The sequence below is a fragment of the Microbacterium sp. NPDC057658 genome (assembly GCF_042799975.1).
GTDB lineage: Bacteria > Actinomycetota > Actinomycetes > Actinomycetales > Microbacteriaceae > Microbacterium.
On sequence record NZ_JBHVHT010000001.1, the window covers coordinates 2683271 to 2702658 of the forward strand.

General features: G+C 71.5%; 21 protein-coding genes. 8 read left to right on the top strand and 13 right to left on the bottom strand.

The window, feature by feature from the left end:
- Window positions 1-65 precede the first annotated feature (65 nt).
- Together ACFU8V_RS12940 and ACFU8V_RS12945 are read right to left on the bottom strand one after the other, a co-directional pair.
- The gene (locus ACFU8V_RS12940) at window positions 66-752 is read right to left on the bottom strand and encodes a MerR family transcriptional regulator (RefSeq protein WP_062633956.1); all 687 of its coding nucleotides are present in this window, start codon (window positions 750-752) and stop codon (window positions 66-68) included.
- A complete protein-coding gene (locus tag ACFU8V_RS12945) occupies window positions 752-1234 on the bottom strand; it encodes an FHA domain-containing protein (RefSeq protein ID WP_025105108.1) in 483 nt (160 codons plus the stop codon). The genes ACFU8V_RS12940 and ACFU8V_RS12945 overlap by 1 nt, the downstream gene beginning before the upstream one ends.
- 100 nt (window positions 1235-1334) lie before the next feature.
- Between ACFU8V_RS12945 and ACFU8V_RS12950 the strand changes: the two genes are divergently transcribed.
- Together ACFU8V_RS12950 and lpdA are read left to right on the top strand one after the other, a co-directional pair.
- A complete protein-coding gene (locus ACFU8V_RS12950) occupies window positions 1335-1985 on the top strand; it encodes a copper resistance protein CopC (protein ID WP_378871629.1) in 651 nt (216 codons plus the stop codon).
- Between the two features lie 9 nt (window positions 1986-1994).
- The gene (gene lpdA, locus ACFU8V_RS12955; RefSeq protein ID WP_025105110.1) at window positions 1995-3392 is read left to right on the top strand and encodes a dihydrolipoyl dehydrogenase; all 1398 of its coding nucleotides are present in this window, start codon (window positions 1995-1997) and stop codon (window positions 3390-3392) included.
- 53 nt (window positions 3393-3445) lie between these two features.
- Here the strand turns inward: lpdA and ACFU8V_RS12960 are convergent, their stop codons facing one another.
- The 6 genes from ACFU8V_RS12960 to ACFU8V_RS12985 all read right to left on the bottom strand — a co-directional run bounded on the left by ACFU8V_RS12960 (window position 3446) and on the right by ACFU8V_RS12985 (window position 7833).
- The gene (locus ACFU8V_RS12960; RefSeq protein ID WP_378871632.1) at window positions 3446-4567 is read right to left on the bottom strand and encodes an FAD-dependent oxidoreductase; all 1122 of its coding nucleotides are present in this window, start codon (window positions 4565-4567) and stop codon (window positions 3446-3448) included.
- Entirely contained in the window at window positions 4554-5279 is a 726-nt protein-coding gene (locus ACFU8V_RS12965; protein WP_378871635.1) for a methyltransferase domain-containing protein, read from the bottom strand. Before ACFU8V_RS12965 ends, ACFU8V_RS12960 begins: the two co-directional genes overlap by 14 nt.
- The gene (locus ACFU8V_RS12970) at window positions 5276-6433 is read right to left on the bottom strand and encodes a type III polyketide synthase (RefSeq protein ID WP_378871638.1); all 1158 of its coding nucleotides are present in this window, start codon (window positions 6431-6433) and stop codon (window positions 5276-5278) included. The genes ACFU8V_RS12965 and ACFU8V_RS12970 overlap by 4 nt, the downstream gene beginning before the upstream one ends.
- Before the next feature lie 62 nt (window positions 6434-6495).
- Window positions 6496-7107 carry a CYTH domain-containing protein gene (locus ACFU8V_RS12975; protein ID WP_378871641.1) on the bottom strand — a complete coding sequence of 204 codons (612 nt, stop codon included), beginning with the start codon at window positions 7105-7107 and terminating at the stop codon, window positions 6496-6498.
- Window positions 7100-7315 carry a response regulator gene (locus ACFU8V_RS12980; protein ID WP_378871644.1) on the bottom strand — a complete coding sequence of 72 codons (216 nt, stop codon included), beginning with the start codon at window positions 7313-7315 and terminating at the stop codon, window positions 7100-7102. Before ACFU8V_RS12980 ends, ACFU8V_RS12975 begins: the two co-directional genes overlap by 8 nt.
- 47 nt (window positions 7316-7362) lie before the next feature.
- Entirely contained in the window at window positions 7363-7833 is a 471-nt protein-coding gene (locus ACFU8V_RS12985; RefSeq protein ID WP_102209626.1) for an A24 family peptidase, read from the bottom strand.
- 130 nt (window positions 7834-7963) lie between these two features.
- Between ACFU8V_RS12985 and ACFU8V_RS12990 the strand changes: the two genes are divergently transcribed.
- From ACFU8V_RS12990 to ACFU8V_RS13000, 3 genes are read left to right on the top strand one after another with little or no spacing between them, the layout of a single operon-like run.
- On the top strand, window positions 7964-8767 hold the full coding sequence (locus ACFU8V_RS12990) for a hypothetical protein (RefSeq protein WP_378871647.1): 804 nt from the start codon (window positions 7964-7966) through the stop codon (window positions 8765-8767).
- A complete protein-coding gene (locus tag ACFU8V_RS12995; RefSeq protein WP_025105118.1) occupies window positions 8764-10299 on the top strand; it encodes a DNA polymerase Y family protein in 1536 nt (511 codons plus the stop codon). Before ACFU8V_RS12990 ends, ACFU8V_RS12995 begins: the two co-directional genes overlap by 4 nt.
- Window positions 10299-13754 (top strand): error-prone DNA polymerase, encoded by a 3456-nt coding sequence (locus tag ACFU8V_RS13000; RefSeq protein WP_378871650.1) that lies wholly within the window; start codon window positions 10299-10301, stop codon window positions 13752-13754. Before ACFU8V_RS12995 ends, ACFU8V_RS13000 begins: the two co-directional genes overlap by 1 nt.
- A gap of 33 nt (window positions 13755-13787) precedes the next feature.
- On the opposite strand, the gene ACFU8V_RS13005 is transcribed toward ACFU8V_RS13000, so the two are convergent.
- Window positions 13788-14168 (bottom strand): hypothetical protein, encoded by a 381-nt coding sequence (locus tag ACFU8V_RS13005; protein ID WP_025105120.1) that lies wholly within the window; start codon window positions 14166-14168, stop codon window positions 13788-13790.
- 388 nt (window positions 14169-14556) lie between these two features.
- On the bottom strand, window positions 14557-14772 hold the full coding sequence (locus ACFU8V_RS13010) for a hypothetical protein (RefSeq protein ID WP_378871653.1): 216 nt from the start codon (window positions 14770-14772) through the stop codon (window positions 14557-14559).
- An 84-nt stretch (window positions 14773-14856) separates the two neighbouring features.
- Between ACFU8V_RS13010 and ACFU8V_RS13015 the strand changes: the two genes are divergently transcribed.
- Window positions 14857-15720 carry a DUF72 domain-containing protein gene (locus ACFU8V_RS13015; protein WP_378871656.1) on the top strand — a complete coding sequence of 288 codons (864 nt, stop codon included), beginning with the start codon at window positions 14857-14859 and terminating at the stop codon, window positions 15718-15720.
- Window positions 15721-15737: 17 nt separating this feature from the next.
- Here ACFU8V_RS13015 and ACFU8V_RS13020 read toward each other — a convergent pair whose 3' ends face one another.
- The gene (locus tag ACFU8V_RS13020; protein WP_338566346.1) at window positions 15738-16319 is read right to left on the bottom strand and encodes an NADPH-dependent FMN reductase; all 582 of its coding nucleotides are present in this window, start codon (window positions 16317-16319) and stop codon (window positions 15738-15740) included.
- Between the two features lie 128 nt (window positions 16320-16447).
- Between ACFU8V_RS13020 and helR the strand changes: the two genes are divergently transcribed.
- The gene (gene helR, locus ACFU8V_RS13025) at window positions 16448-18577 is read left to right on the top strand and encodes an RNA polymerase recycling motor ATPase HelR (protein WP_378871659.1); all 2130 of its coding nucleotides are present in this window, start codon (window positions 16448-16450) and stop codon (window positions 18575-18577) included.
- 43 nt (window positions 18578-18620) lie between these two features.
- A complete protein-coding gene (locus ACFU8V_RS13030; protein WP_162817585.1) occupies window positions 18621-18779 on the top strand; it encodes a hypothetical protein in 159 nt (52 codons plus the stop codon).
- 3 nt (window positions 18780-18782) lie between these two features.
- Here ACFU8V_RS13030 and ACFU8V_RS13035 read toward each other — a convergent pair whose 3' ends face one another.
- Both ACFU8V_RS13035 and ACFU8V_RS13040 read right to left on the bottom strand, forming a co-directional pair.
- Window positions 18783-18995: a DUF2188 domain-containing protein gene (locus ACFU8V_RS13035; RefSeq protein WP_029989879.1), complete on the bottom strand. Its 213-nt coding sequence runs from the start codon at window positions 18993-18995 to the stop codon at window positions 18783-18785.
- A complete protein-coding gene (locus ACFU8V_RS13040) occupies window positions 18995-19312 on the bottom strand; it encodes a hypothetical protein (protein ID WP_062764545.1) in 318 nt (105 codons plus the stop codon). Before ACFU8V_RS13040 ends, ACFU8V_RS13035 begins: the two co-directional genes overlap by 1 nt.
- Window positions 19313-19388: the final 76 nt, after the last annotated feature.

The window sequence follows — 19388 nt, forward strand, 5'->3', positions numbered from 1 at the left end:
AGAGCAGGGTCCCGGCACCGGCAACGACATCCGTGCGACGCCGAAGGTGTGTCGCAATCACTTCGTTACGAAAGGATCCGGGTGAGCGCGTCCTTCACGAAGAGCGTCCGCACGTCGTCGATCCGCGTGGCCAGCTCCGGGGCCAATTCGTTGGCGCGAGCACGGGACGCCGCGTCCGTGCGACGCAGCAGCGTGGAGAGCGCCGACTCGATGAGCGACACCTCGCGCTCGGCGCCCTGCCGCAGGGAGCGCAGGTGCCGAGGCTCGATGCCATGCCGATCGAGGGCGACGAGCCCGCGGAGCAGCGCGACGGTGGATTCCGGGTACGTCTCCTGGGCGGTGATGACACCCGTGCTGATCGCGTCGTTGAGCAGCTGTGGTCCCGCGCCCGCCGCGGCGAGCAGTTCCTCGCGGCGGTAGCGACGCGGCGCGGGGGCGATGGAGGGCGGCGGCGCGAGCGCGGCGGTCTCGCCGGACGCCTCCGCCTCATCGAGCTGCTCGCGGATCACGCTGAGCGGAAGGTAGTGATCCCGCTGCAGCGTGAGGCCCAAACGCAGCCGCTCGATGTCGGACGCGGAGAACTTGCGGTAGCCGGATTCGGTGCGGGAGGGGCGGACGATGCCCTGCACCTCGAGGAACCGCAGCTTGCTGGAGGTCAGGTCGGGGAACTCCGGGGTGAGGCGGGCGAGCACCTGACCGATACTCAGCAGGCCCGCGGACGCCGAGCGTTCGCGGGCGGGAGTCGCCGCCATCAGGCGTTCGCCGCGCGGTCGAGCGGAGAAGCGAAGAAGTTCAGACGGAACTTGCCGACGCGCAGCTCGGAGCCGTCCGCGAGGGCGCTGCGATCGACGCGCTCCCCGTTCACGTAGGTGCCGTTGAGGGAGCGCTGGTCGATGATCTCGAACGTCGTCCCGGTGCGGGTGATCTCCGCGTGACGACGGGACACCGTGACGTCGTCGAAGAAGATGTCGGCCTCCGGGTGACGACCGACGGTGGTGACGTCGGTGTCGAGGAGGTATCGGGCGCCGGCGAGGGCGCCGGAGCGGACGAGCAGCAGGGCGGAGCCCGAGGGCAGCGCCGCGATGGCCGACTGCTCGACATCGGTCAACTCCACGCCGAACGGCACGAACGACAGATCGGAATCGTGTCCGAACGTCTGCGTCACATCGTGTCTCGGCTCGCCGGAGCGATGGATGGCGGCTTCACCGGCCGGTCGGCTGTCGCTGTCTGTCACTGTGCCCTCCTGGTCGTCCAGACTATCCGATCCGAAGGGGTGCGCGGGAGGCCGCTTTCGCACTCAGCGGTCCCATACCGGGGATTCATAGGCTGGACTCGTGAAGACCACAGCCCTGCGCCGCACGGCGGCCCCGATCGCCCTCGCGGCCACCCTCCTCGCCGCGTTCCTCGTCCTCTTCTCCCCGCTGTCGGCCTCGGCCCACGACGCCCTCGTGTCGTCGTCGCCCGCGGCGGACAGCAGCGTGGAGACCCTGCCGTCGGAGCTGACCCTGACGTTCAGCGCCAAGCTCATCGACGGGGAGGGTGCGACGGAGGTCGTCGTCACCGACCCGGAGGGCGAGTCCGTGACCGACGGCGCCCCGACGGTCGACGGCGCGATCGTGACCCAGCCCCTGACCGGTTCGGGACCCGCCGGCGAGTACCACGTCGTGTGGAAGGTCGTCTCGAGCGACGGTCACCCGACCTCTGAAGAGTTCTCCTTCACCGTCACCGTCGGCGACGAGGGCGCCGCGACGGACGAGCCCACCACCGCTCCCCCGACGGCGGCACCGACGACGGAGCAGACCGCCACCCCCGAGGCGACCGCGACGACGCCGGACGCCGGAGAAGACGCCGGAGCCGCTCCGGCATGGATCTGGGTGCTCGTGATCCTCGGCGCGCTCGCGGTGCTCGCCCTCGTCCTCTGGCTCACCCTGCGCGGTCGTCGGCGCCCCGCTCGGACCGATTCCGACGCCCCCTCGGAGCGATAGGCTTAAGGCATGCCACATTACGACGTCGTCATCCTTGGTGCAGGTCCTGGCGGATACGTCGCTGCGGTTCGCAGCGCACAGCTCGGCCTGTCCACCGCGATCATCGAGGAGAAGTACTGGGGTGGTGTCTGCCTCAACGTCGGCTGCATCCCTTCCAAGGCGCTCCTGAAGAACGCGGAGATCGCGCACACCCTGAACCACAAGGCCGACTTCTTCGGGATCTCCGGAGAGTTCACGATCGACTACGGCAAGGCGTTCGACCGCAGCCGCGTCGTCGCGGACGGCCGGGTCAAGGGCATCCACTTCCTCATGAAGAAGAACAAGGTGACCGAGTACGACGGCCGCGGCACCTTCACCGGCCCCAAGGCCATCTCCGTCGCGAAGGCGGACGGCTCCACCGAAGAGGTCACGTTCGACAACGTGATCATCGCGACCGGCTCCAAGGTGCGCCTGCTCCCGGGAGTGCAGCTCAGCGACAACGTCGTGACCTACGAGGAGCAGATCCTCTCCCGTGAGCTGCCGAAGTCCATCGTGATCGTCGGCGCCGGCGCCATCGGCATGGAGTTCGCCTACGTGATGACGAACTACGGCGTGAAGGTCACGATCATCGAGTTCCTCGACCGCGCCCTCCCCAACGAGGACGCCGACGTGTCGAAGGAGATCACCAAGCAGTACAAGAACTACGGCGTCGACATCCTCACCTCCACCAAGGTCGAGTCGGTCGTCGACAACGGCTCCTCCGTGACCGTCTCGTACACGGGCAAGGACGGCCAGCAGGCGTCGATCGAGGCCGACAAGGTGCTCATGTCGGTCGGGTTCGCCCCGAACGTCGAGGGCTTCGGACTCGACAAGACGGGTGTGAAGCTCACGGAGCGCGGCGCGATCGACATCGACGACCACATGCGCACGAACGTCGAGGGCATCTATGCCATCGGCGACGTCACCGCCAAGCTGCAGCTCGCCCACGTCGCCGAGGCGCAGGGCGTCGTCGCGGCCGAGACCATCGGCGGCGCCGAGACCATGACGCTGGGCGACTACCGCATGATGCCGCGGGCGACGTTCTGCTCGCCGCAGGTGGCCTCGTTCGGACTCACCGAGCAGCAGGCCAAGGACGAGGGGCGCGAGATCAAGGTCGCGACCTTCCCGTTCATGGCCAACGGCAAGGCGCACGGCCTCGGCGAGCCGGTCGGCTTCGTCAAGCTCATCGCCGACGCCGAGCACCTGGAGCTCATCGGCGCGCACATGATCGGCCCCGACGTGTCGGAACTGCTGCCCGAGCTGACCCTTGCGCAGAAGTGGGACCTCACGGCTCTCGAGCTGGCCCGCAACGTGCACACGCACCCGACACTGTCGGAGGCGCTGCAGGAGGGCTTCCACGGCCTCGCCGGCCACATGATCAACTTCTGATCCGACGCCTCGAGAAGGCCCGGTCCGCGCATCGCGGATCGGGCCTTCTCGCGTCACAGACCGCGCATGGTGATGAGGCCGGTCGTCCACCCGCGCAGCGTCGAGGAGCCGAGCACGCCGACCAGACCCTCCCGCGCGGCGACGACCGGCGCGGTCGCCGGAGCACCCATCGCCATGAAGAACGCGGAACGACGATGCGCCTTCCGCGTGGTCCGCTGGACCTCCCGGGCGAAGCCGTCCAGGACCGGGACGGCGGCCCGGTCGGTCCGGCGCAACGCGGCCGCCAGCCGGAGCGCATCCGCCCAGCCGAGGTTCATGCCCTGACCACCGATGGGGCTCACCTCGTGCGCGGCGTCCCCAAGCAGGACGATCCGTCCGCGGTGCAGCCGCCGAGCCGCGTGCTGAGCGGCGCGGAACGACGACACCGCCGCCGCGGGGTCCACGTCGAGGAGGTGCCCCGTCCGGCGCCCGACGATGTCCGCCAGCTCGGCGGCGGACGCCACCGTCCGGCCGCCGTCTTCGCGCACCACCCAGCGGCGCCGTCCACCCGGCAGCGGGAAGGACTCGACGAGGCCGTCCGGCTCGAAGTACAGCACGGCGCGATCGTCGGTCTGCGGATCGTCGACGTCGAGCATCGCGTAGCCGGCACTCCCCGACCGCCGACCCCAGCCGGCGCCGAACGCCGCCCGCAGAGGACTCCGCACACCGTCGGCGACCACCACGACCGATGCCGTCTCCTCGACGGGCCCGTGCTCACCGTCGATCCCGACCCGGACGAGCGGACCGTCGTTATGGACGGACCGGACGGCGGAGCCGAACTGCAGCGCATCGGGTCGCAGCGTCCGCAGGCGGTCGCGCAGCAGCTCCTCGGTGCGGGGCTGCGCGAGCGTGAGGATGGGACGCTCGGGAGGGAAGGTCAGGGCGGCGAGCCGTCGCCCGCGGCTGCGGATCTCGCCGCTCGACAGGCGGAGCGCCGCGGAGCGGACGTCGGCGCCCACTCCGGCGGCGTCGAGGGCATCGAGCCCCGGACGATGGATCCCGATCGCCCGCGTCTGCAGGCCCGGCTCGGCGCGACGCTCGCATACGCGCACCCGACGACCGTCCTGCGCGACGAGACAGGCGAGGAGCAGCCCGACCGGACCGCCCCCGACCACGAGGACGTCATGGTCGACCATCCGCGCCCTCCCAGCGCAGCTCCAGACGAGCGGGCAGGTGCGAGCGCACCTCCCAGCCCGGCGGGGCGACGTCCGCGAGCTCCTGCGGAGTGTACGAGCGGCGGATGCTCAAAAGACCGTCGACCCGGATGAAGGACCCGGCGAGGAGGTTCCGCGCGAACGGCCAGGTTCCTACCGCGAACGCCCCGTAGGCCAGGCGGCTGCGGGCGATGTCGTGGTGGGAGATGAGTCCTCGGTCACCCACCAGCGCACGGGAGTCGTCGAGCACCGCGTGCAGTGCTGCGGCGTCGAGGTGGTGGAGGACGTGGTTGGAGAGCACGACGTCATAGGTGTCGCCCGCCGCCACGAGGTCGCCGGAGAGCGCATGGCGATAGTGGATGCCTGCGCCGTCGTCGTGCGCCGAGGCCCAGCGGATCGCACGCTCGTCGGCGTCCAGAGCGGTGATGTCGGCGCGGAGGCCGTCGCGTCGCAGTCTCCGGCCGAGGTCGCGGCACAGGTCTCCCCCACCGGCACCGATGTCGAGGATGCGCAGCGGACGCCCGGCCACCGCCCGCGGGCGGATGTCCCGCCGATACAGCCGACCGGGGCGGGAGACGACCGCGTTCACGGCGCTGAAGCGCCGGTACGTGCGACCGAGTGCCTCCTCGTCGGCGGCGGGGTCGTCCATGAGCTCGACGAGGTCGACGGCGCGCGCCGACAGATCCACGCTCACGGTGCGGGTGCGACGACGGTCAGCAGCGCGCTCTCGGCGGTGAGCCCCGGGCCGAAGGCCATCGCCGCCACGCGGTCGCCGGGTTCCGCATCCTCCTGCTCGAGGATGCGCTTCAGTACGAACAGCACGGTCGCACTCGACATGTTCCCGTACTCCCGGAGCGTCTCCCGCGCCGGTCGCAACTGCCCGTCACTCAGCGCCATCCGCTCCTGCACGCGGTCGAGGATGCTCCGTCCGCCGGGATGGATCGCCCAGTGGCGCACCCGGTCGCCCACCCGCCCCGCGGCGAAGGCCTCCGCCAGGCCGTCCTCCCGCCCGTAGAGCGGGGCGAGCGCTCCGATGATCGACTCCCCGATGATCTGCGGGACGGCGGTGGAGAGGATCATCTCGAAGCCGGAGTCGCCGATCGTCCAGGCCATGTCGTCCACGCCCTCCGGCACGATCGCCGTGTGGAAGCCGTCGAGCCGGAGCGCGGGGACGGTCGTGGGAAGGTCCCGTGCCGTCACGATCCCGGCTGCCGCCCCGTCGGCGAACAGGGAGGAGGCGACGATGGTGTCCGGGTCCTCGGAGGATCGCAGGTGCAGGGTGCACAGTTCGACGCTGACGACGAGGACGACAGCGTTCTTGTCGGCCGCGCAGAACTGGCCGGCGGCGCGGAGGGCCGGCATCGAGGCGTAGCACCCCATGAAGCCGAAGTGATAGCGCTGGACGGCGTCGGACAAGCCGAGCCCGCGCACGATCTCGTACTCGGGGCCCGGGGCGTGGAAGCCCGTGCAGGAGACCGTGATGACGTGCGTCACGTCCGCCGGGCTCAGGTCGGGGTCCGCCTCGAGGGCGCGGCGCGCGACCTCGACGAAGAGACGGGAGGCCTCGCGCGTGTAGACGTCGTTGCGTGCCCTCGTACCCGGCGCCAGCAGCTGCCCGGAGACGCGATCGTAGAACAACGGGTCGTCCGGGGAGGCGTCGTCGGCCAGCTCCGCGATCACGGTGTGCCGCGTGTCGATGCCGGAGACGTTGAACGACGTCGCCACGATGCGCTGCGCCAGCCGTCCCAGGCCGGGCTGGGCGGCGAAGACGTCGCGCACCTGCTCCTGCACGAGGACGGTCTCGGGGACGATCGTCTGCAGCGATCGGAGCACGGGCGGTCGACTCATGTGGTCACTCAACCACCCTGCAACCGCACGCGGAAAGGGGTTGCATCCGAGGAGTCGGCGGCCTAGAAGCCGAGAGCCCGGGCGAGCTTCGAATCGGAGCCCGCCTCACGGCCGCCGGCGGCGTGCACCGCACGCTCGACCGCCGCGAAGAACGCCGCACGACCGGCGTCGTCGGAGGGGCCTGCGGGGCCGAGCTCGACCTCCCACTCCCGCCAGGTTCGGCGAGTCCCGCTGCGCAGGTCGGTCGCGCGCACGTGGTCGTCCACGAACTCCGCCACGACGCCGTCCGGTCCGGTGAGGAGGTAGGCCGTTCGGTCGTTCTCGATGCGTGCGAGAGGCTCCAGCGGCGCAGTGGTCCAGGCGGCGATCGCTGCGCGCACCGCCGTCGGGACCTCCTCGCCGCCGAGGGGCCAGCCCTGCTCGACCCGGCCGTCGCCCTGCCGCGGGCCCTTGATGTGCCAGCCCTCGTCCGGTCCCCCGGAACGACGGCGCACCGCGACGCCGGCACGGGCCAGCGTTCCGTCCGCGGTGTCCAGGTAGCAGGCGTCGAGAGCGCGATGCTCACCGGGCGAGACCGCATCGACGCCGGGGATCGCCGTCCAGTCGGGCAGGGGCGTCCCGTCGTCGACGTCGTACTTGCGCTCGACCTCGACGGTGCGAGAGGGCTCAGTCATCCTCGAGCGTGAGGTCTTCGAGGGCTTCCTCGAACCAGTAGTCGATCTCGGTGGGGCCGTCGCCCTCTCCCGTGTTCTGCGGCTCGCCGCGGCGGTTGTAGACCACCTGCGTCTCGCTGTAGGGGACGATCAGCTTGTCGTCCGCTTCGTCGTCGAGGGGGATGATCTGCCCGTCCAGCGGGCCGCCGTGAAGTCGCGCGAGTGCCATGTGCCCAGGGTAGCGCCGCCCTCCCCCTTTCGGGGCGACCTGCGCGGTCAGCCGCCGAGGACGCCGAGGACGGCCCCCGCGATCATCCACGGCCCGAAGGCGATGCGGGTCCTCCGATCGGCCCGGCCCGCGGCGAGGAGCACGAGCGCGTAGACCGCTCCGAGCACGAAGGCGGACACCGCGCCGAGGAGGAAGGCCCCCCAGCCGTGCCAGGCGAGGACGAGCCCGATCACCAGGGCGAGCTTCACATCGCCTCCGCCCATGCCCGCCCGGCTGAGCAGCCGCAGGGCCGCATAGAAGCCGCCGAGCACGAGAGCTCCGAGCAGGCCCCGCCCCAGAGCGGCGGCGTCGGCGGTGACGACGGCGTCGGCGACCGCCGCCAGGAGCAGCAGGAACAGGGTCGGCAGCACGATGCGGTTCGGGAGCCGGTGCGTGCGCGCATCGATCACGGTCAGCAGGATGCCGATCGCGAGGAGGCCGCCGTGCACGAGGCCGAGGAGGGCGAGACGGATGTCCATCCCGGCAGGGTAGGGAGATCCGGGACGGCGCGGAGCGCCCTGTGGACAACCCGGAGGGCGATGTCGGATGTACGAACTAGCGTCAGTCGCGTCACTTGCTTTATTCGTACATATCTTCGAGGATGGACACATGGGGATCGGGCTCGATGCGATGACCGCGCTCTCTCCGACCAGCGACACCCGCGCCGGAGAGGTCCTGCGACTGCGCCGCGAGATCAGCCGGATGCAGCGGCGGCGCAGCGAGCACACCCTCCTCCCCCTCGATCCCGCCTTCGCCGCGCTGCTGCCGGACGAGGGACTGCAGACGGGCACCTCGTACACCGTCTCCCCCTCGCCCGCCCTCGTGCTCGCCCTGCTCAGCGCCTCCTCCGGCCGCGGGCACTGGTGCGCGGTGATCGGCATGCCCACCCTGGGGGTCGAGGCCGCCGCCGCCTACGGCATCGATCTGAGCCGCCTGATCCTCGTCCCCGACCCGGGGGACCGCTGGCTCGCCGTCGCATCCGCGCTGGCCGAGGTGGTGCCCCTGGTCGTCGTGCAGCCCACGACGAGGGCACGCGACGCCGATGTGTCCCGACTCAGCGCCCGTCTGCGCGACCGCGGGTCCACGCTGCTCGTGGCGGAGGAACCGGGTGCGGGGCGCTGGGCGCAGAGCGAGGGGACCATCCGGCTCCACGACCCGGACTGGCATGGGCTCGGCGAGGGGTGGGGGCTGCTCTCGGACTGCACGGTGACGGTCACGGCGCGGACCAGGCACAGCCCTCGCGCCTCGAGCGTGCGCGTCCGACTGCCCGGCGGACACGGAGCCGTGGAGACCGCGGCCGCGGAGCTGACCGCTCTGCCACCGCTCGTTCCCTCTGCGACGGGCAGCGCCGTGGCGACAGACGATGCTGTGGCCGGGTCGTCCGACCTCCTCTTCTGGGCGGAGGCAGGATGAACGCCCCGCTCCGCGTCCTCGTGCTCTGGTTCCCCGATTGGCCGCTGCGAGCGGTGCTGGGCGGAGGCCCGCATCCGCCGACGGCCCTGGTGCAGGCGAACACGGTCGTCGCCTGCACCGCATCGGCCCGCGCACACGGCGTCCGCATCGGCCAGCGCCGCCGCGTCGCCCAGGGCCTCCTCTCCTCCTTGCAGGTCCTCCCCCACGACGCCGAGAAGGACGAGCGCGCCTTCGTTCCCGTGCTGCAGCTCATCGAGAAGCACGCCCCGGGCGTGACGCTGCTGCGCCCCGGCCTCGCGATCCTGCGCGCCCGCGGCATCGCCCGCTATCACGGCGGGGAGACCGAGGCGGCGACAGCCCTGTCCGCGGTCCTCGCCGCTGCCGGCTTCCCCGAAGTGCGTGTCGGCGTCGCCGACGGACCCTTCACCGCCGAGATCGCGGCCCGAGGAACGGCGTCCTGCACGGTCGTGCCCCCGGGCGGCTCCCGGGAGTTCCTGGCCCCCTACCCCGTGCAGGTGCTCCGCGACGAGCAGATCAGCGATCTCCTCCTCCGCCTCGGCGTGCGCACTCTCGGCGAGTTCACCGCGCTCGCCCCTCTCGACGTCCGCGACCGCTTCGGCGAGCATGGTGCCCGCCTGCAGGCCCTCGCCGCCGGCGCCGACTCCCGGCCCCTGGCTCCCCGGCCGCCCGACCCCGAACTGGCCAGGACCATCGAGTTCGAGTCCCCTCTCGGGGGCACCGACCAGGTGGCCTTCGCCGTGCGGCAGACCGCCGATGCCGTGATGCTCGCTCTGGCGGACGCGTCGCTCGTGTGCACCGAGGTGCGGATCGACCTGACCGACGACGACGGCGCCGTCCACTCCCGCACCTGGCTGCACCCGACGAGCTTCGACGCCGCCGACCTCGTGGACCGCGTGCGCTGGCAGCTGGAGGCGCTGGCCGCCCTGACCGCGAGCGCGCCCGTCGACGAGGCGAGGGCGTTCGGGGGCATCGTGGCCGCCCGCCTCCTCCCCGTCGCGGTGGATGATGCGGCCCACCACCAACCGGGGCTCTTCGGCTCGGGTACCGATGAGCGACTGCATCACGCGGTCTCCCGGGTGCAGACCATGCTGGGGCATCAGGGCGTGGTCACCGCCGCCCTCTCCGGAGGGCGCTGGCTCGCCGATCGTCAGGTGCTCACGCCGTGGGGCGAGCGCCCGGTCCCGCCTCGTGATCCACGGTCCCCCTGGCCGGGGAGCCTCCCCGACCCTCTCCCCTCCGAGGTGTTCCGCCCACCGCGCCCCATCGGCGTCGTCGCCGCGGACGGGAGCACGATCGACGTCGACGATCGCGGCGCCCTCACGCATGACCCCGCTCGCATCGACGGGGCGACCGTGCAGGCCTGGGCCGGGCCGTGGCCCGTGCACGAACGGCGGTGGAGCACGGGCGGCGGCAAACGAGGCCACCGGCTCCAGATCGTCGACGACCGCGACCGCGCCTGGCTGGTCTTCCTGGCCGGCGAGCGCTGGTGGGCCGAGGGGAGGTACCGCTGATGGGCTGGCACAATCCGCCGTTGACCTGGGATCAGCTCGAGCGCACCCTCAGCGGAGAGCCCACGCCCGAAGCGACCTCCGCACCGCGGGGACTCCGCCCGGATCCCGGACCGGTGAGTCGTCCGCGGAAGCTCGTCCCCCCGACCCTCCCGGAGCGCCCGGAAGAGGCGGTGCCCTATGCCGAGCTGCACGCGCACTCGTCCTACTCCTTCCTCGACGGGGCGTCCTCCCCCGAGGATCTGCTCGCGGAGGCCGAGCGTCTCGGCCTGAGCGCGCTCGCGCTCACCGACCACGACGGGTTCTACGGCGCCGCGCGCTTCGCCGAGCTGGCGGAGCTCATGGAGCTGCGGCTGCAGACCGTCTACGGCGCCGAGCTCTCCCTCGATCTGCCCTCCGCTCCGCAGGGGGCCGCCGACCCGCCGGGCACGCATCTGCTCGTGCTCGCCCGGGGCCTCGAGGGGTACCACCGCCTGTCGGGGGCGATCACCGCGGCCCAGCTCCGCGGCGGAGAGAAGGGACGCCCGGTCTACGACCTCGACGAGCTCGCGGCGACCGCCGACGGACACTGGACGATCCTCACCGGCTGCCGCAAGGGGGCGGTACGGCAGGGGCTGGAGGCCGGGGACGCCGCCGCGCCGCTGCGCCACCTCGTCGACCTCTTCGGACGCGACAACATCGCCGTCGAGCTCTTCGACCACGGCGATCCGCTGGACACCCGGCGCAACGACGACCTGGCCGACCTCGCCCGCCGGATGCGGCTGCCCGTCGTGGCGACCAACAACGTGCACTACGCCCGCCCGGATCAGGCCCCTCTCGCCGAGGCGGTGGCCGCGGTCCGCGCGGTCCGGAGCATGGACGAGCTCGACGGCTGGCTCCCGGCCCATGGCGGCGCGCACCTGCGCAGCGGCGCGGAGATGACGGCGCGCTTCCGGCGGTACCCCGGTGCGATCTCGCACGGCCTGGAGCTGGCCGCGGCCTCGGCCTTCCCGCTCCGGATGGCGCGCCCGGCCCTCCCCCGCCAGGACGTGCCGACGGGACACACCCCGATGAGCTGGTTGCGGCACCTGGTCTGGGAGGCGGTCCCGTCGAAGTATCCGCGGCTGGACGAGGACGGCCGTCGGCGCATCGCCCGCGAGCTCGACGTGATCGAGGAGAAGGACTTCCCCGGATACTTCCTCATCGTGCACGGCATCGTGGCGGAAGCCCGGCGACGCGGCATCCTCTGCCAGGGCCGGGGTTCCGCGGCGGCGAGCGCGGTCTGCTACCTGCTGGGCATCACCGCAGTCGATCCGATCCTCTACCGTCTCCCCTTCGAGCGCTTCCTCGCCACCACCCGCACGGAGGAGCCGGACATCGACGTGGACTTCGACTCACGGCGCCGAGAGGAGATCATCCAGTGGGTCTATCGGGAGTACGGCAGGGAGCGGGCGGCCCAGGTGGCGAACGTCATCCAGTACCGTCCGAAGAACGCGGTCCGCGACATGGCCAGAGCCCTGGGGCACTCCCCGGGGCAGCAGGACTCCTGGTCGCGGCAGGTGGACGGCTGGGGATCGGGACTCGAACCCGTCGAGGGCCACGACATCCCCGAGACCGTGCTCGACTACGCAGCCGAGCTGCTGAAGGCTCCGCGGCACCTGGGGATCCACTCGGGCGGCATGGTCCTCACGGCCCGGCCGGTCGGCGAGGTGGTGCCGGTCGAGCACGCCCGCATGGAGGACCGCACCGTCATCCAGTGGGACAAGGACGACGCCGCCTTCATGGGGCTGGTGAAGTTCGACCTCCTCGGCCTGGGCATGCTCGCGGCGCTGCAGCACTGCTTCGACCTGGTCCGGGAGGCGACGGGCGAGGAGTGGACGCTGGAGACCCTGCCGAAGGAGGAGGCCGGCGTCTATGACATGCTCTGCCGGGCCGATTCGATCGGCGTCTTCCAGGTGGAGTCCCGCGCGCAGATCGGGTTGCTCCCCCGGCTGCAGCCGCGGCGCTTCTACGACCTCGCCATCCAGATCGCCCTCATCCGCCCCGGACCCATCCAGGGCGGCGCCGTGCACCCGTTCGTCCGTCGGAAGATGGCGAAGGACAAGGTGGACGAGGCCAACCGGGAACGGGAGGCCAGGGGCGAGCCCCCGGAGGAGTTCCCCATCCCCTACCCGCACAGCGACCTGGAGGACATCCTCGAGCGGACACTCGGCATCCCCATCTTCCAGGAGCAGCTCATCCAGATGGCCACGGCCGTCGGCGACTGCACGGCCGACGAGGCCGACCTGCTGCGCCGGGCGATGGGGTCGAAGCGGGGTCTGGAGAAGATCGAGAAGGTCAGGGACAAGCTGTACGCCGGGATGACCCGCCGCGGGCTCGTCGACGAGGCCGCCGACCGGATCTACGCGCAGATCCAGGCGTTCTCGAACTTCGGCTTCGCGGAGTCCCATTCGCTGTCCTTCGCCCTGCTCGTCTACGCGAGCTCATGGTTGAAGCTGCACTATCCGGCCGCGTTCCTCGCGGGCCTGCTGCGGTCGCAGCCGATGGGCTTCTACTCCCCCGCGACCCTCACGGCGGATGCCCGTCGACACGGGGTGGAGGTCCGGCGCCCGGATCTCCACCTCTCCGGCGCCACCGAGACCCTCGAACCCCTCACGCCCGACGTCGCAGGGACGACCGGGAGGGACGACTGCCTGGCCGACCCGCAGCCGCCCGTGCATCGGTTCGACCGGAGCGCACCGGACGAGTCCGCGGCGCACCGGCGGGACGGACGGTACGCGGTGCGCCTGGGGCTCAGCGGCATCCGCGGGATCGGAGTGCCGATGGCAGAGCGCATCGTCGCCGAGCGGGAAGCGCACGGCCCTTACCGCGATCTGCACGACCTCGTGCGCCGGACCGACGCCACGGCCGCGCAATTGGAGGCCCTCGCCACCGCCGGAGCCTTCGCGTGCCTCGGGTTGGAGCGCCGGGAGGCCATCTGGCTCGCCGGGGCTGCCGCGGAAGACCGCGCCCGATTCCTCCCGGGGACCACGGTGGCGGTGCAGCCGCCGCTGTTCGCCGACCAGACCAGCTACGAGCGCCTCTCGGCCGATCTCTGGGCCACGGGCATCTCGACCGACGACCACCCGATGACGCACTTCCGCGACGACCTCCGGGCTCGCGGTGTCCTGACGGCCGCAGACCTGCAGCGCCACGAGACCGGACGACGCGTCGAGGTGGCCGGTCTCGTCACCCATCGACAGCGCCCCGCCACGGCCGCCGGCGTCACCTTCGTCAACCTCGAGGACGAGAGCGGGTTGGTGAACGTGATCTGCTCGACGGGGGTCTGGGGCCGGTTCGGTCGCATCGCCCGGGAGTCCCCGGCGCTCATCATCCGCGGCATCCTCGAGCGCTCCCCGGAGGGGGTCGTCAATGTGCTCGCCGACGCCTTCGAAGACCTCCGCACGGGGGTCATGCACCGCTCGCGGGACTTCCGATGACTCCGGTGCGGGAGGGGCCCCGGCCCCCGGCGGTCACCAGAAGCGTTCGGGCTCCTCCGGCGGGGGACGGTCCGATCCACCCCAGCGATCCGCCTCGGCCTTGGCCGCGTTGACCGCCGCATCCGCGCCGCGCAGAGCAATGCCCGCGCCGCTGGCCGACGGCCCGATGGGGTCGATGAGCAGCGACGTCCGCGGAGCGACGCCCACCGCCACCGTGCAGTCGAGGACACGGCCGATCCAGTGCGTCACCTCGGCTCGGGGCTCCTCGGCGCGGCGGTAGCGGATACCCGTGTCCAGGTCGAGCAGCGAGAGGACGACGGGCTCCTGCGTCTGGGGGTCGACGAGTTCGGAGACCTCGACCCGGTGCCCGACCGGGAGTGCGACCTGACCGGCGAAGACGAGCATCCTGTCCATGCCCCCACCCTACGGAACGGTCCGTATCGGCGACAGGGCCGGGAGCCGCGCAGAATTTTCGAAGAAACTTTTGTCCCCCAAATGGCGGACAAGAGGATTAAGGGATATTCTGCTCTTCGTAGCGGGGGCTACCGGCTGAATCTCTGGGGGATCGGCCGTAGAGACAGCGAGACTTCGCCGCCTCCCCAACCGTCCGGGTAGGACGGTGAGCCCTCTCGGCAGCACCGGGTTGGGGCGGTCCCGTCGAGAGGGCATACCCCGCGGCTAGCCATCGTCCCGCTGAGCGTCAACCCCGGCGAGGGCACGCACCGCTCGGACTACGGTCGTTCGTCATGACGCCTCTCCCCTGTCTCGAACGCCGCCCCGGCGCACCTACTGCCGGAGGCCATCAGTCCTCGGCGGGCTCGTCGAGGCCGTCCTCATCCAGCGGCACTTCGATGCGCTGCTCCGCGGCGTCCGCCGGGTCCGCCTCGATGGGGTGCGGCTCCGGTGCTGAGGGAGTCGGCGCTTCCGGGTCCTCGGGAACCTCCTCCGCAAGCCGCTCCTGCTCCTGCAGGTCGGCCTCGGGCTTCACATCGTCGATCGGATGGTCATTGAGCGACATGGCTCCTCCTCCTTCGGTGTGGATGCCTCCAGCCTGCCGAGGCCGCACGACAGCGGCAAGGGGCTTGACCCGACGGAGCCGACCATGAAGAAGAAGAGCACACGAGGCCGGGTACGCATCGGCGTCTCCGGGTGGCGGTACGCCCGGTGGCGCGGCGACTTCTACCCGCGCGGCCTCCCGCAGCGTCGAGAGCTGGAGCACATCGGATCGCAGTTCCCCACCGTCGAGCTCAACGGCTCGTTCTACTCTCTGCAGCGGCCCGAGAGCTACCGCCGGTGGGCCGCGAGCGTTCCCGACGACTTCGTGTTCGCGGTCAAGGGCTCACGCTACGTCAGCCACATGCTGCGACTGCGGAACGTCGAGCAGGCACTGGGGAACTTCTTCGCGTCGGGCGTCCTCGCCCTCGGTCCCCACCTCGGCCCGATTCTGTGGCAGCTCCCCGAGCGCCAGCGCTTCGACCCGGAGCTCCTGGAGTCCTTCTTCGACGCGCTTCCCCGGACGACGGCCGACGCTCTCGCGCTCGCCCGGCGGCATGACGAGCGGCTGCAGGACCGGGCGTGGCTGGAGATCGATGCCGACCGCCCGCTCCGCTATGCCCTCGAACCGCGTTCCGCTTCCTTCGCCGACCCCTCGAGCCTGAGGCTCCTGCAGCAGCACGGGGCTTCCCTCGTCATCGCCGACACCGCAGGCAAATGGCCGCGATTCGATGCCCTCACCGCCGACTTCGTCTACATCCGTCTCCACGGCGCGCAGATGCTCTATCACAGCGCCTACACCGAGACCGAGCTGCGGGAGTGGGCGGCGCTCATCCGCGGGTGGGCCGACGGGACCGGCGCCGACGACGGGAGGCCACGCGACGTCTTCGTGTACTTCGACAACGACGCCCGCGGGCACGCGCCTCACGACGCGCTGGCGTTGAGCGCGCTCGTGGCGGACGCGCCTTCCTGACGCGGCGAGCGCGGCGGCTACCGGTCGCCGACGTGACCCGGAGCGGTGAGCGACAGCACCCGCTCGACGAACGCCGCGTACTCCTCCATGTAGTGCGCGAGGAACTTCTCGGTGTCAGCATCGTGCACCTGACCGTCGGCGCCGAAGACCTCGGGCCGGAACGTGATGTACGCCTCCGGGGCGTTCAGCTGCGGCGCGTTGAGGAAGCTCAGCACGCTCCGCATCGACGACTGCATGACCGCGGTGCCGATGGCTCCCGTCGAGGCGCCGATGATGCCGGTGGGTTTGCGTGCGAACGAGTTGTGACCCCAGGGTCGCGAGCCCCAGTCGATGGCGTTCTTCAACGCCCCGGGGATCGAGCGGTTGTACTCCGGCGAGACGAGCAGCAGACCGTCCGACCCTTCGATCGCGCTCTTGAACGCGGTGACCGCAGCGACGGGTTCGAGCTCGTCGTCGCGGTTGTAGAGGGGGAGGTCACGGATCGGGATCTCCACGAGTTCGAGGTCCGGCGGGGCGAGCCGTACGAGCGCCGTGGCCAGGACGCGATTGATCGAGTCCGATGCGAGGCTGCCGATGAGGTAGCCGATCCGATGGGTCATGGTGAGGTCCCCTCGTCTCCGTGCATCTCCAGGATATCGCCGGGGTGGGGGCTTGCCACAAGGCCCCCCTCGGGAGGCAGAATCGACGGCTCGCGTGCCCCCGCATGCCCTCGCGAAGGAGATGTCCCGTGCTCGACCCCTTTGATCTGTCCGACGACCACGCGGCGAAATCCGCAGACGACCTCATCGCCGCCGACCGCGCCCACCTCCGGCGCCTCGGCGCCGCTCTGTCCCGGGAACGGGACGCCCTGACCGCTCGTCTCGCCCTCGTGCGCCGGCAGGCCGCCGACGCGGGCGTCACGGCGGTCGATCGCGACCTGGAGATCCGCCGCCTCAGCGCGACGCTGCGCCTGCGGGAGCGCTACGGCATCGACATGTGCCTGGGCCGGATGACCCCCGCGGCCGGACGGCCGGTGTACATCGGTCGCGCCGGGGTGTCCGATGCGGACGGCACCCGCCTGCTGGTCGACTGGCGGGCTCCGGCAGCGGAACCGTACTTCGCCGCGACCTGGGAAGACCCCCGGGGCCTCCTCTCCCGGCGACGGTACCGGTGGAACCGAGGCAGGATCACGGACTACTGGGACGAGGCGCTGTCGCCGGAGGGCCTCGACGGCGCCGCCTCCCTCGACGACCAGTCCGCTTTTCTCGCGAGCCTCGACGCACACCGGACCGGGCGCATGCGGGACGTGCTGGCGACGATCCAGGCGGATCAGGACGCCATCGTGCGCGCCCCTTCGCCCGGCGCTCTGGTCGTGGACGGCGGCCCCGGCACCGGGAAGACCGTCGTCGCGCTGCACCGGGCGGCGCACCTCCTGTACGCCGAGCCGCGGCTGACCACCGGCGCCGGGGGCATGCTGCTCGTGGGACCGAACCCGCAGTACCTCGGCTATGTCGAGGACGTGCTGCCGAGCCTCGGGGAGGACACGGTGCGGTTGTGCACCCTGCGTGATCTCACTCCCGAGGGCGCGGGTGCGATCGCGGAGACGGATTCCCGCGTGGCCGAGCTCAAGCAGCGCCTCGACCCGGAGCTGGTGATCGCGGCGGCGGTCTCCGCCCTGACCCGGCCGCCGCTGCACGCGCTCCGCCTCGAGGCGCCGTGGGCCGATCTCTGGGTGAGCCGAGAGGACTGGGCCGATCTGTTCGCCCGTGCGGATCCCGCGTCGCCGCACAACGAGGCTCGCGACGAGGTGTGGGAGGAGGTGCTGGAGATGCTCGTCGACCAGGTCCGCAACCCGGAGATCCCGGAGTCCTCGATCCGCCGGTGGCTGCGGCAGGACGACGAGCTCACGGGGACGTTCCGGCGGGCGTGGCCGCTGCTGTCCCCGGCCGCGGTGGTCGCCGCTCTCTGGGCGTCGCCGACGCTGCTCGCGCAGTGCGTCCCGGACCTCCCGTCCGAGGAGGTCGCCCTGCTGCACCGGGCCGAGGGGGCGCCGTGGACGGATGCCGATCTCCCGCTGCTGGATGCCGCACACCGCCGGATCGGCGACCCCGACCTCGTGCGCGAGCAGCACCGCCGACAGGTCACGGCCGCCGCGGCGCGGGAGCAGATGTCCGCCGTGGTGGACCACCTCGTCGCAAGCGACGACAGCGAGATGAAGGTGATGTCCATCCTGCGGAGTGAGGATGCGCGGAACGTCCTCGCCGGCGCGGACGTGCCTCCCCCACTCCCAGCGGACGAACTCGCCGGCCCCTTCGGGCACATCGTCGTCGACGAGGCGCAGGAGCTCACCGACGCGCAGTGGCGCATGCTGATCGCCCGGTGCCCCTCTCGGAGCTTCACGGTCGTGGGCGACCGGGCCCAGGCGCGGAGGGCGTTCACGGAGTCGTGGGAGGATCGCCTCGAACGCCTCGGTCTGCGGAACGTGCGGGTCGCCTCGCTCCGGGTGAACTACCGGACGCCTGCCGAGGTGATGGCGGTGGCCGCACCGACCATCCGCCAGGCTCTGCCCGACGCCAACGTCCCGGTGTCCGTGCGGGAGAGCGGCATCCCGGTCCGGCACGGGGCCGTGGCCGAGCGCGACGAGGTGGTGGCGGAATGGCTCGCAGCGAACCCGGAGGGAGTCGCCGCCGTCATCGGCGACCCGGGGTTCGCTCCGCGGCCGCGGGTGCGCGCGCTGAGCCCGGAAGGGGCGAAGGGACTCGAGTTCGATCTCGTCGTCCTGGTGCGCCCGGAGGCGCTCGGCGAGGGCCGGACGGGAGCGGTCGACCGCTACGTGGCAATGACCCGTACGACGCGGGAGCTCGTGGTCCTGCGGTGAGCACCCCCTGGTCCTGGCGGACCGGGCGCTCTAGCCTGGGGCGATGACGAACGGCGAGGGGGCGGCACCGCATTGCCCGGAGGACGATGTCGTGATGCTCGCCATCCCCGGTGGCTGGAGGTGCCCGGATTGCGGACACCTCCAGCAGGCGCAGGATGTCGAGGAGCCGGAGGCTCCGGACGAGTTCACACCGCGGCGGTGACGATCAGGCGTCGTCGGGTGCGCCGCCGTCGGTGATGGTGCCGGTCGGCTCGCTGTGCTCGATCTCGTGGCGGGCGCCGTGCTCCGCCGCGAGAGCTTCCCCCTCCTCGATCGCCTCGTCGCGGCTGGTGTAGCTGCGAGAGAGCTCGGGGGCGCCGTCCACCTCGTTGACCCATTGCCCGTTCTTCGACCGGGTGACGACTGCCGTGATGGCCATCAGACGTCCCCCGGCCCCAGGTCGCCCTGTCCTTCTTCGCCGAGATCGGCGAGGACCGGGTCCTCTCCCTGGCTCTCCGGCTGCGGCGCGGAACCCGGCAGGTCCTCCGCCGGCACCTCGTCGTCGGGGTCCGGGATCTCGTCGGGATCACGGCCGGTGGCGGTCGACGCCTCCAGATCCTCCGGTGCCGCACCGTCGTCGAGGGCTTCCGTGCGCTCCCATTCCGCCTGCGCGGGATCGTTGCTCGGGTCGGCCTCGGTGGTCGCGTCGCCGTCGCGCAGCGGCTGACCGCCGACATCGTCGGGTGTCGATTCCATGTCTCCTCCTTCGAATCGGGCTGCCCCCAGTCTCCCGGCTGGAATCAGAGTCGCCGAGGGGCTTGAGGAGACCTCG